Origin of the sequence: Streptomyces sp. NPDC005648 (genome assembly GCF_040605395.1) — a bacterium.
Taxonomy (GTDB): domain Bacteria; phylum Actinomycetota; class Actinomycetes; order Streptomycetales; family Streptomycetaceae; genus Streptomyces.
The window spans coordinates 1-15,129 of sequence record NZ_JBEXCS010000146.1; the positions used below are offsets into that span (position 1 = coordinate 1).

Sequence of the window (15,129 nt, forward strand, 5' to 3'; positions counted from 1 at the left end):
CCCCATTCACCCCCTCACCACGGCAGCAGTGATCTACTCTCGGGTTTCTGTAGTTCTCGCGGGTGCACTCCCGCTCGGCCGGGCCGCCGCCGCCCCGGCGGCTGACCAGCCAGGCCGACGGGACGACGTCACGCAGAAACGCCGAGCGGCGGGTGCTCAAGCACGCTGGGCCTGTACTCCACCAGCTGGATGCGGCCGTCGAACGTGCGGTGCCCGGTCATCTCGAGGGCAACGTCCGGATAGCCGTCGTAGATGCGTTCCTCGCCCGTGGCCCCGGTGATCACCGGGAACATCACGACCCGGAAGCGATCTACCAGACCGGCTCGCAGCAGAGACCGGCACAGGCTGAGGCTGCCGATCGTGCTGAGCAGCCCCGAGCCAGTCGACTTCATGGCGCGAACCGCCTCGACGGCGTCGTCGCGGACAAGCGTGGAGTTGGCCCACACCAGCGGCTGATCCAGTGAGGAGGAGAACACCACCTTGGACGCTTGCGTGAGCCCGTCGACGGACGCCTCCTCTTCGGGCCTCAACTCCTCCTGGCCGCCCGGGACCCCGCCCGCGGCGAAGCCCGCCATCAACCGGTAGGTGTTCGCGCCCATCAGATAGGTGGCCTCGGGCTGCTCGCCAAGCCACGCGAGATACTCCGGACCCTCGAGCCCCCAGAACCCGGGCCATCCCTCACCCGACGCACAGCCGTCGAGCGAGGTGATGAAGTCGACGAGAAGCTCCGACATGACCATGTCCCTTCCTAGCCACGGTGTCACGAGCATGGACCGGTCAGCAGCCGCAAACTCATCGGCCATCCTGCGGCAAGCACGCCGGCCCCGCCCATACAGGACATTCCACGGCCTCGCATCACGAACAGGCGTAGGGACACCCTGAGCAGGGGTGCTCAATGTCAAAGAGCCCCCATCTTCCGCGCGCCCCCGATTCACCGGCTCGAGACCGGTCGGCCAACGCGAGCCGGGAGGCTGGAAGCGGTCGAGCCGACAGCCCGCCAGCACCGGCTCGACGGTGCCGTCGACCAGGTCCCTCGCGACCAGTCGGCCCACGCCTGGGGCGAGCGTGACCGCCGCGTCCATCACCGCCAGGTACAGGCCCGCAACTCCGAACATCCTGCTGCGCGAAGCCCTGCCGAATCTCAGGGCGGATCACCGGCGCTTCGAGGCCGTCCCGCTCACCGAAGCCCGCGCGCCCCCTCGGGAGCGACGTCGAGCCCGTACTGCGGCCCGGCGGAACGTCGACGCGCCGGCTACCACGCGTACTCGCCGGCGCCGCCGGGACAGCGGAATCATCTGGACCGACAAACGGGCTCAGGCCGCGACGAGTTCCTGCTCGCGCTCCGGCGTCTTGACTGCGGGGTTCTTGTTCGGCAGTGAGAGCCGGAAGACCTTGCGCCAAGCGGAGAGCACCTGCTTGGGCAGGGGACCGGTGACGTATTCCAGTTCGTACTTCTCGAACAGTGCGCGCACCTTTGCCGCGACCTCGGCGTAGCGGTTGCTGGGCAGGTCCGGGAACAGGTGGTGCTCGATCTGGTGGGAGAGGTTGCCGGTCATGAAGTGCATGGCCTTGGTGCCGCTGATGTTCGCCGAGCCCATCATCTGGCGCAGGTACCACTGGCCGCGTGTCTCGCCCGTGATCGACCGGCGCTCGAAGACCTGCACGCCCTCGGGGAAGTGCCCGCACATGATCACCGAGTGGGACCAGATGTTGCGGACCAGGTTCGCGGTGAACGTGGCGGCGAGCGTGGGGAGGAACGAGGGGCCCGACAGCAGGGGGTGGATCACGTAGTCCTTGAGTACCTGCTTGCGGATCTTGCGGCCCACGGCCCTGGCCCGGGCGCGGAACTCGGGGTTCTTGCGGCGGCGCTTGTGCAGGTTCTTGCCGAGCTCCAGGTCGTAGGCGGCGATGCCGTACTCGAAGAAGCAGGCGTTGATGAAGTTCCACAGCGGCTGGCCGAGGTGGAACGGGTACCACTTCTGGTCCTCGTCGACGCGCATGATGCCGTAGCCGAGGTCGTTGTCCTTGCCGATCACGTTGGTGTAGGTGTGGTGCAGCTCGTTGTGCGAGTGCTTCCACTGGTCGGCCGGCGAGACGTGGTCCCACTCCCAGGTGGTGGAGTGGATCTTCGGGTCGCGCATCCAGTCCCACTGGCCGTGCAGGATGTTGTGGCCGATCTCCATGTTGTCCATGATCTTCGCCACGGAGAGCCCGGCGGTGCCGATCACCCACGCGGGCGGGAAGAGCGAGAACAGCAGTACGGCCCTGCTGGCCAGCTCCAGTTTGCGCTGCGCCGAGATGACCTTGCGGATGTAGGCAGCGTCCTTCTCACCGCGGCTGGCGATCACCTCGTCGCGGATCGCGTCCAGCTCGCGGCCGAGCTCCTCGATCTGCTCCGCGGTCAGGTGGGCGGTGGGGTCGATGGCGGTCAAGGTGCTCCTACCGTTCGATGTCGCAGGGGCCCGCGGCGGCGGACACGCAGGTCTGGATGAGGACGCCCGGCTCGGCCTCGGTGATCTCGCCGGTGCGCAGGTCGCGGACGGCGCCCGCCTTGAGGGGCGTGACGCAGCCGAAGCAGATGCCCATACGGCACCCGGAGGGCATGAGCACGCCGGCCTCCTCGCCGATGTCCAGCAACGGCGTGGCGCCGTCCGCGCCGACGGTCTTGCCGGTGGCGCTGAACGTGACCTCGCCGCCATCGCCGGCGGCGACGACGGTGGGACGGAAGCGCTCGGTGTGCAGGCGCTCCGGGACGCCGTGATCGCTCCAGTGCTTCTCGGCGGCGTCGAGCAGGCCCGCGGGCCCGCAGGCCCAGGTCTCGCGCTCGGCCCAGTCGGGCACGAGTTCGTCGAGACGGGCGATGTCGAGCATGCCGTCGGTGTCGGTGTGCACCTCGGTGAGGCGCAGCTTCCTGTCCGCGACCAGGGCGTGCAGTTCGTTGCGGAAGATCACGTCGTGGGGCCGCGGGGCGCAGTGGACCATGACGACGTCGTCGAACTCGGTGTCGCGCAGCATGCCCATCACGGGTGTGATGCCGCTGCCGGCGGTCAGGTAGAGCACCTTGGCGGGCTTGGCCTGCGGCAGTACGAAGTCACCGGTCGCCTGGTCGAGCTGGATCAGCGTGCCCGGCTTCGCCCTGCGGACCAGGTGATTGCTGACCTTGCCGTCCGGGATCGCCTTCACGGTGATCGTGACGCGTCCGTCACGGCGATCGGTCGGGGAGGTGAGGGAGTAGGCACGCCACAGGCGCACCCCGTCGACGTCGACTCCGATCCGCACGTACTGACCGGCCGTGTGGCCGCGCCAGCCCCGTCCCGGTCTGATCACGATGGTCGCGGCGTCACCCGTCTCGGGGTGCACGGCCTCGATGCGCCCGCGCAGGTCGGCGCCCGCACGCAGCGGGCTCATCAGGTCGAGGTAGTCCGACGGCAGCAGCGGCGTCGTGACCATCTCCAGCAGTTTCCACGCCCTGCTGCGGAGGGCTGCACTCGTCATGGCTCCAGCTTGCTGTGCCTCAGGGCGTAAAGTCCTGACCGCAGGATGTGAATCTGGTCGCCAGAATTGTTCGCAGGGAACAAAACCATGAGCCATGCAATCCAGAGGGCCAGTGAACTGACCCTGGATGCGACGACGGTCACCGCACTGAGGGCCGCGCTGAAGACCACCGCCGACGAGGTCGTCCAGGCGATCATCGACGAGGTCCCTCCCTACGCCAACGCCCTTTCGGGCAGCATGGGCGGCACCATCCGCCGAGCCGTCCGCACCGCCCTGGGGCACTATCTGGACCTCGCGAGCGGGATCGCCACAGGCGGAGACGGCGGCGACGCGGCCTACGAGCTGGGCCGCGGCGAGGTACGCGACGGCCGCTCGATGGACGCCCTGCTCAGCGCCTACCGCGTCGGCGCCCGGGTGGCCTGGCGATGCCTGGCGGCGGGTGCCGTGCCCGCGGGCCTGCCCGCCGGCGAGGTCGCCAAGTTCGCCGAGCTGACCTTCGCCTACATCGACGAGCTCTCCGCGGCGAGCGCCGCGGGCCACGCCGACGAGCTGGCGGCCCGGGGCAGGGCCCAGGAGCGCCACCTGGAGCAGCTGGCCCGCGACCTCCTCGCCGGCGCGAGCCCGGACGTACTGCTGGTTTCTGCTCAACGGGCCGGGTGGCAGCCTCCTCTCTCGCTGACCGCGGTCCTGCTGCCCGCCGCCCAGGTCCGGCCCGCCTACCGCACGCTCGACCCGAGCGCCCTCGTCCTCGACGATCTGCCGGACAACACCGGTGTGCTGCTCGTCCCCGATGCCGACCGATCACATCTCTTGCGGCAGTTGACCGACCGCGCCGCCGTGGTCGGCCCGGCCCGGCCATGGACGCGTGCGTCCGCCTCGTACGCACGGGCCGTACGTGCTCGCTCCCTCTCCTCCGACATCCGCGACACCGAGGACCATCTACCCGAGCTGGTGCTGAGCGCCGACGCGGACGCGTTCGCAGACCTGCGTGCCCGAGCCCTCGCACCCTTGAGGACCTTGCCCGAGGCAACCGCTCGGCGGCTGGAGGAGACGTTGCGGGCGTGGCTGCTGCACCAGGGCAGGCGGGAGGATGTGGCGGCGGCGTTGTTCGTTCATCCCCAGACGGTCCGGTACCGGATGTCGCAACTGCGGGAGCTGTTTCCCGACCTCGCATCGCCCCACCAGGTCCTCGAACTGACGCTGGCGGTCGGCCTCCGGGCCGGCTGACGCGGCACTTCGACCGACCGCAGAACCTGTCCGGGCTCAGCACAGGAAAGTGCCCGCTCAGTGCGCGATGCGGTAGAGATGCTCGGGGCGTCCGGTGGCTCCGTAGCGGAGTTCGAGGCGGACCATGCCCTCCTTGACCAGGTAGGAGAGGTACCGCTGGGCCGTGGCGCGGGAGACTCCGGTGCGTTCGGCGGCCTCCGCGGCCGACAAGGCGTCGCGCGCGGTGCGCATCGTCTGGTGCAGCAGGGCGAGCGTGGGCGCGGAGTGGCCCTTGGCGGGTACGCGCGGCACGGCCGGCGGCCGTGCGGCGCTGAACAGGGCGTCCACATCGGCCTGTTCGGTCTCGGGGACGGTGCCCAGGGCATCCATTCGGTGCTGGAGCTCACGGTAGGCGGTGAGCCGCTCAGCCAGGTCGGGTGCACCGAAGGGCTTGACCAGGTATCCGACGGCGCCGAGCTTCATCGCGGTCCGTACGGAGGTGATGTCCCGGTCGGCGGTGATCATGATGGCGTCGGGACGGTCGCCGCCCTCGTCCCCGTTGAGCCGCCGCAGCACGTCAAGGCCACTGCCGTCCGGCAGGAAGATGTCGAGCAGCAAGAGGTCCGGGTGACGGACGCGCACCGCGGACAGAGCCTCCTCGACGGTCGCCGCCTGGCCGACCACTTCGAAGCCTCGGACGCGGGACACGTAGTCGCAGTGGATACGGCTGACCCGGAAGTCGTCGTCCACCACCAGGGTCCGGATCACCATCGGTCACCTCCCGCCGCTCCGTCCAGTACCAGCGAAGCCGCCGTGCGCGAGGTGCCCTGCGGGCCGGGCGCGGTGTCGAGAACGGGCAGCAGCACGGTGAAGACCGCACCGGGTCCCTCGCTGACGCTGATGCTGCCGCCGTGCCGCTGCACCAGCCGGTGGACGAGGGCCAGCCCGAGGCCGCGGCGGGCGGTGCCCCGGTCGGGACTGGTCGACCAGCCGTCCTCGAAGATGGACTCGGCGGCGCCCGGCGGGATGCCCGGACCGGTGTCGGACACCTCGAGGCGCACCACGTCGACGGCTTCGATCAGGGACAGCCGCACCTCTGCGCCGCCCGCCGGCGCCGGCCCGGTCGCCGACGCGTCGATCGCGTTGTCCAGCAGGTTGCCGACGATCGTCAGCAGCCGGCGCAGATGCGGCGGGTCCTCGCCGAGGGCGGAGTCGTCGCTGAGGACGATCCGCACCCCGCGTTCCGCGGCCACCGTGATCTTGGCGACGATCAGTCCCACGAGCAGCGGGTTGCCGATCCGTTCCCGTACGGACTCGGTCAGCGCCTGCTCCGCACCCGCGGTCTCGATCGCGAACTCGTAGGCGGCGTCGTGGTCACCGATGTCCAGGAGCCCGGCCACTGTGTGCATCCGGTTGGTGAACTCGTGCTGCTGGGCGCGCAGCGCGTCGGTCAGCCCGCGCACCGAGTCCAGCTCACGCAGCAGCCCGATCATCTCGGTGCGGTCCCGCACGGTGACCACGGCTCCCAGTTCCCGTCCGTGCAGGGCCACCGGCATCCGGTTGACGACCAGGCAGTGGTCGTCGGTGAGCACGCTGATGTCGCTGCCCTGCAGGCTGCCGTCCAGGGCGCTGCGCAACCGCCCGTCGGGCAGCGCCTCCTCCAGGGTGCTGCCGAGCGCGGTGCCGAGGCCGAGCAGGGTGCGGGCCTCGTCGTTGACCACCGTGATCCGGCCGTCGGGGTCGAAGGCGACGACACCCTCGCGGATGCCGTGCAGCATCGCCTCCCGGTCCTGCAGCAGCCCGGCGATCTCCTCCAGTTCCAGTCCGAACGTCGTCCGCTTGAGCCGCCTGGCCAGCAGGAACGCGGCCGTCGAGCCGAGCGCGACGGCGATGGCGCTGTACAGGCCGAAGGTGGGCAGCTCACGCCACAGCTCCCCCAGCACATAGTGCTCGGGGATACCGGCGGACACCTCGCCGACCAGCTTGCCGGTGGGCCCGTACAGCGGCGCCTTGCCATTGGCGGACCGCCCGGTCACGCCCTGGTCGGTGCCGACGTGCGTCCTGCCGTCCAGCACCACGATCCGATCCCCCGTCGGTTCACCGACCAGCGCCGGGTCGGGATGCGAGTGACGGATGCCACGCAGATCGAGCACGACCACGTACGAGGCGCCGGAGGCCTTGCGGATCCTTTCGGCCACCCGCTGCACCACGTCGCCGCCGCCGCCGTCCTGCATGGCGTGACGGATCTGCGGTTCGGCGGCCGTGGTCTGCGCGATGGCCAGGGCCCGCTTCTCGTAGGCGCGGTCGATCTCGCCCCGCTGCGCGAAGGCGAACAGCACGAAACCGATCAACCCGGTCAGCGCCAGGATGAGCAGCTGGTTGGCCAGGATCCGCGCGGAAAGCCGCCCCTTGCCACCGCGCGGGATCCGGATACGGATGCGTGTCACGGGTGTCTCTTGCCTGTCGTACGGCTGCCGGGCACGGCCCCTGCGCCGTACCCGTGGTGGCGTGATTGTGCCCCGTCATCGGACGTGTGCCCACCCCCGGCTCACTGAGCAGAACGAGCAAAACCCCGGGTAACCCGGCTATCGCGAAATACGGATGAAACAGCGACGTCACACGCGGTGGCCTTTAGCGTCTGCCTTCCTCGACCTCCGAGGTTAGGAAGGAGAGGCCTCAGATGGCTTCGCGAAACGATGTCGCGGTGAGTCCGGTCACCGACAAGGGCGGCCAGGACAGCGCGCGAGTGGAGATCTCCGGGCTCACCAAACGGTTTCTGACTCCCGCGGGTGAGGTGTTCACGGCACTGCAGGACGTTTCGTTCACCGTGGAGCCCGGACAGTTCTGCGCGGTGGTCGGCCCGACCGGCTGCGGCAAGTCCACAACGCTGAGCATGGTGTCCGGGCTCGACCGGCCCAGCGAGGGCTCGGTCAAGGTCGGCGGCCGCGAGGTGAACGGCGTCACCGACGGCGTCAGCTTCATGTTCCAGGCCGACGCCCTGCTGCCCTGGAAGACCGTCCTCGGCAATGTGCTGATGGGCCCCGTCTTCCGTGGTGTGCCCAAGCAGCAGGCGCAGGCCTCTGCCCGCGACTGGCTGCGCCGGGTGGGCCTCACGGGCTTCGAGGACCGCTACCCCCACCAGCTCTCCGGCGGTATGCGCAAGCGCGTGGCGATGGCCGCGGCGCTGATCAACGAACCCCGGATCCTGATCATGGACGAGCCGTTCGGCGCCCTGGACGTGCAGACCAAGGCGATCATGTCGACCGAACTGCTCGGCCTGTGGGAGCAGATCCGGCCGTCGGTCATCTTCATCACCCACGACCTCGACGAGGCCGTGGCACTCGCCGACCGGGTCGTCGTCATGACGTCCAGCCCCGGCTCGGTCAAGGCGGTCTTCGACATCGACCTGCCCCGCCCGCGCGGCTCGGTCCAGGAGATCCGTTTCCAGCCCCGCTTCATCGAGCTGCAGCACCAGATCTGGGACTCGCTGCGCGAGGAGGTGGAGCGCGCCTACGCACGCACCGCAGGAGGTTCCGCATGAGCACGACGTCCGCTGTCTCCGCCGTTCCCGTCAGGGGCGGCTCGCCGTCCTCGGGGGCGGCCGCCGCCAAGCGTGCCGTCCGGCGCCGCCGGGCCCTGGTGTGGACCGGCCGTATCGGACTCGCGGTCCTCGTCCTCGGCGGCTGGCAGGCGTTCACCACCTGGGGCATCGTCGACCCGTTCTTCTTCGGGCAGCCCTCCGGCATCGCCAAACGCCTGGTCGACCTCTTCCGCAACGGCACCGAGTTCGGATCCTTCTACGCCAACATCTGGACGACGATCCAGGAGGCCCTCGTCGGCTTCGTGCTCGGGGCCGTCACCGGGGTGGTCTTCGGTGTCGCCCTGGGCCAGAGCCGCTACCTCGCCGACGTGCTCGGCCCCTACATCAAGATGGTCAACGCGATCCCCCGGATCGTCCTCGGCTCCATCTTCATCGTCGCGTTCGGCATCGGCGTACTGCCCAAGATCCTGCTCGCCGCGGTGCTGGTGTTCTTCATCGTCTTCTTCAACGCCTTCCAGGGCGTCCGCGAAGTCGACCGCAACATCCTCGCCAACGCCCAGGTCCTGGGCGCCTCCCAGATGCAGGTCATCCGGCACGTCATCGTGCCCTCCGCGCTCACCTGGATCATCGCCAGCCTGCACAGCGCCTTCGGCTTCGCCATCGTCGGCGCCCTGGTCGGCGAGGTGCTCGGCGCACAGAGCGGCCTGGGCCTGGTCATCAAGACCGCGCAGAACAACTTCGACCCCAACGGCGTCTTCGCCACCATGCTCGTCATCTCGGTCATCGTGCTCGGCGCCGAGTGGCTGATCGGCAAGCTCGAGCACCGGCTGCTGTCCTGGCGCCCGCCGGCCCCCACCGAGGCGTCCAACGCCCTCTGATCCTCTCCGCTCTCCCCTTGCCCCTCACCCCTCCCTGTCACCCCTTGTCCTCCACCTGAGCAAAGAAATGTGGTCAGCCATGTCCCGACGTTCCGCCGCCGTCGCCGCGTCCGTCCTCACCGTTCTCGCCCTCGGCGCGACCAGCGCCTGTTCCAGCAGCTCCGCCGCCACGGGAGGCTCGAGCGGCACACCGACCGTGAAGATCATGGTGGGCGGTATCGACAAGCAGATCTACCTGCCCTACCAGCTCGCCCAGAACCTCGGCCTCTACAAGAAGTACGGCGTCAACGTCCAGCTCAGCACCGAGCAGGACGGCGGTGTCGGCGCCGAGGACGCGATGGCCTCCGGGCAGGTGGACATGGCCGGCGCCTGGTACAACCACACCATCGAGTTCCAGGCGAAGGGCAAGGCGGTCGAGGACGTCGTCCAGCTGTCCGGCGCGCCGGGCGAGCGCGAGATGTGCACCAAGAAGTCCGGGGTCACCTCTGGCGCCGACTTCAAGGGCAAGACCCTCGGCGTCACCGACCTGGGCTCGGGCACCGACACCCTCACCCAGTTCCTGGCCGCCAAGAAGGGCGTCAAGCTCAGCCAGTTCCACCGCATCGGGGTCGGCGCCGGATCCACGGCCATCGCCGCCCTGCAGAACGGCAAGGTCGACTGCGTGATGACGACGCAGCCCACGGTCGCCGCGATCGAGAAGAAGGGCGTGGGCACCTCCGCGATCGACCTGGCCACCACGCAGGGCGCCACGGCCGCGATGGGCGGCGCCTTCCCCGCGGCGAGCATCCTCGCCCGCACCGACTGGGTGAACTCCCACAAGGACGCCACACAGAAAGTCGTCGACGCGCTCGTCGCCACCATGCACTGGATCAACACGCACAGCGCGGCCGACATCGCCAACAAGCTGCCCGCCTCGTTCGTGTCGAACCAACTGGTCACCAAGGCCGACTACATCAAGGCACTGACCGAGGACAAGGGCCAGTTCCTCCCCGACGGCATCATGCCGGCAGGCGGCCCCAAGACCTCCCTGGCGACGGAGCAGCTGGTCGGCAACGTGAAGGGATCGGTGGACCTGGGCAAGACGTTCACCAACGAATTCGCCCTCAAGGCCAACAAGACGGAGGGCTTCAAGACCACGACGACTCCGGCGGGCTCGACGGGCTGACTCCCCCCGGCCAGGGGCCGCACCGGTGACACTCACCCGGGCGGCCCCTGCCCCGCGCTCGCGGCCACAGCCTCGCCTGGATCAGCCGTCGAGCCGCGTACCGCACAACCGGTGGGTCCGAGTCGGACGCCAAGGTGGGCTTGAGGTGATGGCAGCGCGTGCTCTCCAGGTACATCAGATACCTGGCCCAGCGGCCAAAGATGTCAAGGACCGGTCACAACCAGTCGAAGCACCCTCCGTCAGCCGTCGGCACCAGATACGTATGGTCACCGAATCGATCAGGCGCCGACCACTCCAGCAGCCCATCCGAACCGGCCCCGCCTCACGGTCCAGGGCTAGTGTGAATGGGCGTCACCCACAGGAGGTACACATGGCAGCGGAGGCAGTCACCCCGGAGCCCGGCCCGCTCATCAGCATCGTGCTCCCCGTGTACGGCGTCGAGGAGTTCCTGCGCCCCTGCCTCGACGCCATCCTCGCCCAGTCCTTCACCCGTTTCGAGGTCGTCGCGGTCGACGACGCCTCCCCCGACGGCTGCCCCGCGATCCTCGACGAATACGCCCGCCGGGATCCCCGCGTCCGGGTCCTGCACCTCCCGGTCAACGGCGGACTCGGCGAGGCCCGCAACGCCGGATTAGCCCAGGCCCGCGGCGCATACATATGGTTCGTCGACAGCGACGACTGGATCGCCGACGGCAGCCTCGCCGCCATCGCCCCCCGGCTCGAGGCGAGCCGCCCCGACGTCCTCTTCCTCGACTACGCCCGCGCCCTGCCCGACGGCACGATCGAGCCCAACCCCCGCGCCCGCCTGCTGCGCGAGCCGACGCCACCGGAGACCTTCGACCTCGCCGCCCGCCCCAGTGTCCTCGAGCTCATGATGACCGCCTGGGACAAGGTCATCCGCCGCGACTTCCTCGCCGGCCTCGACATACGCTTCGGCCCCGGACTCTACGAGGACCTCCCCGTCACCTACCCCATCCTGCTCGCCGCCGAGCGGATCGCCCTCCTCGACCGGGTCTGCTACTACTACCGCGAGCGCCGGGCCGGCGCGATAACGACCACGGTCAGCGACCGGCACTTCGACGTCTTCGGCCAGTACGAGAAGGTCTTCGCCTTCGTGGACGGGCACGGCGCCACCTTCGACGCCTTCCGCGCCCCACTGTTCGACCGGGCGATCTGGCACTACACCACCATCATCGACGACCCGTCCCGAGTGCCCCCGCGCCAGCGCCGCGAGTTCTTCCACCGCATCAGCGCGCACTTCACGCGCTACCGGCCCGCCCACTACACCTTCCCGGCCGGCGCCCGCGGCGCCAAGTTCCGCCTCGTCGCCCGCGACGACTACCGCCTCTTCGCCGCCCTCCGGCCGGTCAACCGCCTCCGCCTGCGGGCCCGTCAGGGCATCGGCACCACCAGGCGCGCCGCCCGCACCACCGCACGCCGGGCCCGCGCGCTGCCCTCCTTCCTCTACTACGCACTCCAGCGCCGCCTCCCCCTCGACGACCACCTCGCGGTCTACGCCGCCTACTGGTACCGCGGCTATTCCTGCAACCCCCGCGCCATCTACGAACGCGCCCGCGAGCTCGCCCCGGACATCCACGGAGTGTGGATCATCCGCCAGGACGCCGTCGCCTCACTCCCCCCGGGCGTCGACCACGCCATCGAGGGCTCGCGCCGCGCCCTGCGCCTGCTCGCCCGCGCGAAATACCTGGTCAACAACGTCAACTTCCCGCACACCATCGCCAAGCGCCCCGGATCCGTGCACGTGCAGACCCTGCACGGCACCCCCCTCAAGGTCATGGGCCTGGACCAGCAGCACTACCCGATCGGCGCCCAGGACATGAACTTCACCCGGCTGCGCGAACACTCCGCCCGCTGGGACTACCTCCTGTCCGCCAACCCGCACTCCTCAGCCATCTGGCCCCGCGTCTATCCAGGCTCGTACGAACTCCTCGAATACGGCTATCCCCGCAACGACCGCTACTTCCAGACCAGTCCCGAGGAAATCGCCGCGATCCGCAAGAGCCTCGGAATCGCCGACGAGCAGACCGCGGTGCTCTACGCCCCGACCCACCGCGAGTACGCGGACGTCGGTCCGCTCCTGGACGCGGACCGGCTGGCGGCCTCGCTCGGACCCGATCACGTGCTGATGCTGCGCTCCCACTACTACGACGCCGAGGGCAAGGAACCGCGGTCCGGCGGCGGCCGGGTGCTGGACGTGTCCAAGCATCCCGTCGTCGAGGATCTGTGCCTGGCGGCCGACGTCCTGGTCACGGACTACTCGTCGATCATGTTCGACTACGCCGACCTGGACCGGCCGATCGTCGTCTACGCCCCCGACTGGGACACCTACCGCAGTACCCGTGGCGTCACCTTCGACCTGCTGGAGCAGCCGCCCGGCGCCGTCGCCACGACCGAGGAAGAGCTCACCAAGGTGCTGCTCCACAGCCAGGTGGACGACGACGCAGCCCAGGAAGCACGGGCCGCCTTCCGCCGCCGCTTCTGCGCCTTCGACGACGGACACGCCGCGGAGCGGGTGGTACGGCGGGTGTTCCTCGGCCAGGACTCAGCCGGCGACGCGGCGTAGGAGGGCGTCGAGGGCACGCTCGAAGGGGGCCAGCGGGTCAGCCTCCGCCGGACCGAGGAGGCGAGCGCGCAACGGCTTCCGTTCGTGCGCGAGCGGGTCGAGCGCGCCACCCGCACAGTCGAGGAGAGCGTCCAGTCCGGAGAGGTCCGGGCCGATGAGGTGGCCCGCTGCCGCTGCCGGGTAGCGCTCCCGGAACACGTCGGCGTCGAGGCCGGCGGGGTTGGCGACGGCGTACGGCTTGTCGGCTGCCAGGAAGTCCGTGACCACGCCCGACACGTCGGCGATCAGCACGTCCGCGTGGTTGAAGCAGTCGTAGAGGCTGGGGCGGGAGCCACCCATGACACGGTGCCGAGTTCCGTCGGCCCAGTACGCCGCCTGCCACTCGGCGAACACCGCCTCCCCGCCGGCCGCAGGCCGGGCAGCGTCCCGGGCGGTCTGCGCCTCGTCGCCCCGCCCGGGCCGGCGCAGGGCGTCGAGCTGGGCCGCGAGCCGCGCGAGCCGGTCCTCGTCCTCGCCGGCGCCGCCGTTCGCCGCGTCGATCATTGCGAGGATTTCGGCGTGCGCCGCCTTCGCCCGCCGATCGAGGGTGCCGGTGAGCGGGTGCGGCCGGTAGAGCAGCCGGATCCGCTGCTGCCGGGCCAGCAGGGTACGGACGAGCGACGGGCCCATTGTGATCAGCGAGGTGGCCGCGCCCTCGTCGCCGTGGAAGCCTTCCCAGGTGGGCGCGTACAGCACGGTCGGCGTCGGTGCCGCGGCCGTCGTCGTGAGGACCGGCCACAGTGAAGGCCGTCCCACCTCCACGACGTCCGCGTCCGCGACACCGACGCCTGAGCGGGCGTACCGCTCGCGGCCCGCGGGGCCGGCGACCCACACCTCGTCGTAGACCTTGGTGAACGGGTTGAAGCTGGTGGGCTTGTCGCTGTCGCCGTGCCCGATGTAGACCGAACGGAACTGCGGCATCCGCAACAGGTGGGTGTTGTTGGCGGCGTTGGCGGCGAACAGCGCCACCCGGGCACTGGGCAGCTCGAACGCGGCCAAGTCCTTGCCCAGCGGCAGGCAGACCACCGGCCGGGTCGTCGGATCCAGCAGCGGCAGCATCTCGCGCTCGCGCAGCACGATCACCACCCGGCGCTCCATCCGCTCGAGGACGGGCAGCCAGCCGTTGAGCTGGTACGCGGACTTCAGGTCGCCGGAGAAGTAGACGACGACCTCGGGCTCGTACGCCTGTACCTGCGCCCGTACGGCGCCCAGTACGCGCGCCTTGGCGGCAAGGTGCCGCGACCGCCAGGCGGGCACGGCGAGCAGGATGACGGCCACGACGCCCGCGAGAACGGCGCCCGCGGCGCCACCGGCGGCCCAGCGGGCGCCGGCCTCCGCGGCGACGGCGGCACCCGCGACCAGCGGCAGGTCGATGAAGGAGAGTGGCCCGCGGTAGAGGTCCATCAGTCGGTGCGGTGGAGCGTCAGGGATCCGCACTTCGGACAGATCGATGTTGCGGGTGACGGCGGGCAGCCGCCGGCACCACCACACATACAGCAACAGCCCGGCGTAACCCATCCGCAGCGCCTGCACCGCAAGAAACCCCAGGGCCGCGACGACGAACGCGCGGGACCCGCCCTCCCCCGCCCGCGCCAGCAACACCAGCGCGGCACAACCGCGCAGCACGGAACCCGCCGCGACGCTCAGGCCCACGCGGGGCAGCGGCTGCATCCCGCCGACGACCCGCTTCATCGCGACCGGCTCCACGAGGTAACCGACCGCGGCGCATACGGCGTAGGCCCAACCGCTCGGAACCACCGCCGTCACGAACATCCCGAGCAGCGCGAGCGGCAGCACGGCGACCGCGAGGGGCAGCTTCTTCAAGATCTGGGCGCGCAACGACATTCGACGGTTCTACCAGTGCCGCTCCAGCGGTGTGCGCACGGGTCGGCGTCGATTGCGGTCGCCAGGCGTCCAAGTCGCGGTCCGCGCCGAGCCGTCCACACGCAACGAAACACCCGCACGGCACCGGCCAGCTGGGCGAACAGGCACTCTGACCGCGTGGGCTGCGCCCGGCGGTTCATCGGGTCTCTCCTTCGTGGATACCCCCGGCTTCAGCCGGGGGAGGGAGCGAAGTTCCTGCGGAGCAGGGAAGGAAGAGCCGGTTCGCCGCCAGGGCGGACCGGCGTTCGTTCTCACGCAGGCGATCGAGAAGCGCTTCGGTTTCCCGGTGGACGTGATCGTGCGGGACCACGCCTATCTGCGGGCGATCGTCGAGGAC

Annotated in this window: 11 protein-coding genes and 1 pseudogene; 6 read left to right on the forward strand and 6 right to left on the reverse strand. The window is 70.0% G+C overall.

The genetic code is table 11. The annotated features are described in order from the left end of the window. Positions 1 to 128: 128 nt before the first annotated feature. From ABZT17_RS42890 to ABZT17_RS42900, 3 genes are all read right to left on the reverse strand, one after another. On the reverse strand, positions 129 to 734 hold the full coding sequence (locus ABZT17_RS42890; RefSeq protein ID WP_356357613.1) for a dihydrofolate reductase family protein: 606 nt from the start codon (positions 732 to 734) through the stop codon (positions 129 to 131). Between the two features lie 579 nt (positions 735 to 1,313). After that, a complete protein-coding gene (locus ABZT17_RS42895; RefSeq protein ID WP_356357614.1) occupies positions 1,314 to 2,432 on the reverse strand; it encodes an acyl-CoA desaturase in 1,119 nt (372 codons plus the stop codon). A 7-nt stretch (positions 2,433 to 2,439) separates the two neighbouring features. Next, on the reverse strand, positions 2,440 to 3,495 hold the full coding sequence (locus tag ABZT17_RS42900; protein ID WP_356357615.1) for a ferredoxin reductase: 1,056 nt from the start codon (positions 3,493 to 3,495) through the stop codon (positions 2,440 to 2,442). Between the two features lie 87 nt (positions 3,496 to 3,582). Between ABZT17_RS42900 and ABZT17_RS42905 the strand changes: the two genes are divergently transcribed. After that, complete coding sequence (locus ABZT17_RS42905; RefSeq protein ID WP_356357616.1) at positions 3,583 to 4,722, forward strand: helix-turn-helix domain-containing protein; 1,140 nt, start codon at positions 3,583 to 3,585, stop codon at positions 4,720 to 4,722. Between the two features lie 57 nt (positions 4,723 to 4,779). On the opposite strand, the gene ABZT17_RS42910 is transcribed toward ABZT17_RS42905, so the two are convergent. Next, positions 4,780 to 5,472 (reverse strand): response regulator, encoded by a 693-nt coding sequence (locus tag ABZT17_RS42910; RefSeq protein WP_356357617.1) that lies wholly within the window; start codon positions 5,470 to 5,472, stop codon positions 4,780 to 4,782. Further along, positions 5,466 to 7,148, reverse strand: a complete 1,683-nt coding sequence (locus ABZT17_RS42915; protein WP_356357618.1) for a sensor histidine kinase — start codon at positions 7,146 to 7,148, stop codon at positions 5,466 to 5,468. Before ABZT17_RS42915 ends, ABZT17_RS42910 begins: the two co-directional genes overlap by 7 nt. Positions 7,149 to 7,381: 233 nt before the next feature. Between ABZT17_RS42915 and ABZT17_RS42920 the strand changes: the two genes are divergently transcribed. The 4 genes from ABZT17_RS42920 to ABZT17_RS42935 all read left to right on the forward strand — a co-directional run bounded on the left by ABZT17_RS42920 (position 7,382) and on the right by ABZT17_RS42935 (position 12,869). After that, positions 7,382 to 8,242, forward strand: a complete 861-nt coding sequence (locus tag ABZT17_RS42920) for an ABC transporter ATP-binding protein (RefSeq protein ID WP_356357619.1) — start codon at positions 7,382 to 7,384, stop codon at positions 8,240 to 8,242. Continuing rightward, positions 8,239 to 9,120, forward strand: a complete 882-nt coding sequence (locus ABZT17_RS42925; protein WP_356357620.1) for an ABC transporter permease — start codon at positions 8,239 to 8,241, stop codon at positions 9,118 to 9,120. The genes ABZT17_RS42920 and ABZT17_RS42925 overlap by 4 nt, the downstream gene beginning before the upstream one ends. Positions 9,121 to 9,199: 79 nt before the next feature. Further along, positions 9,200 to 10,285, forward strand: coding sequence for an ABC transporter substrate-binding protein (locus ABZT17_RS42930; protein ID WP_356357621.1), 1,086 nt, complete (start codon positions 9,200 to 9,202; stop codon positions 10,283 to 10,285). Positions 10,286 to 10,655: 370 nt separating this feature from the next. Further along, the gene (locus ABZT17_RS42935; RefSeq protein WP_356357622.1) at positions 10,656 to 12,869 is read left to right on the forward strand and encodes a bifunctional glycosyltransferase family 2 protein/CDP-glycerol:glycerophosphate glycerophosphotransferase; all 2,214 of its coding nucleotides are present in this window, start codon (positions 10,656 to 10,658) and stop codon (positions 12,867 to 12,869) included. Here ABZT17_RS42935 and ABZT17_RS42940 read toward each other — a convergent pair. Further along, positions 12,849 to 14,753 (reverse strand): hypothetical protein, encoded by a 1,905-nt coding sequence (locus tag ABZT17_RS42940; RefSeq protein ID WP_356357623.1) that lies wholly within the window; start codon positions 14,751 to 14,753, stop codon positions 12,849 to 12,851. The two genes, ABZT17_RS42935 and ABZT17_RS42940, sit on opposite strands and share 21 nt — an antisense overlap. 193 nt (positions 14,754 to 14,946) lie before the next feature. Here ABZT17_RS42940 and ABZT17_RS42945 point away from each other — a divergent pair. After that, positions 14,947 to 15,129: pseudogene (locus tag ABZT17_RS42945) on the forward strand (hypothetical protein); the annotation flags it as partial.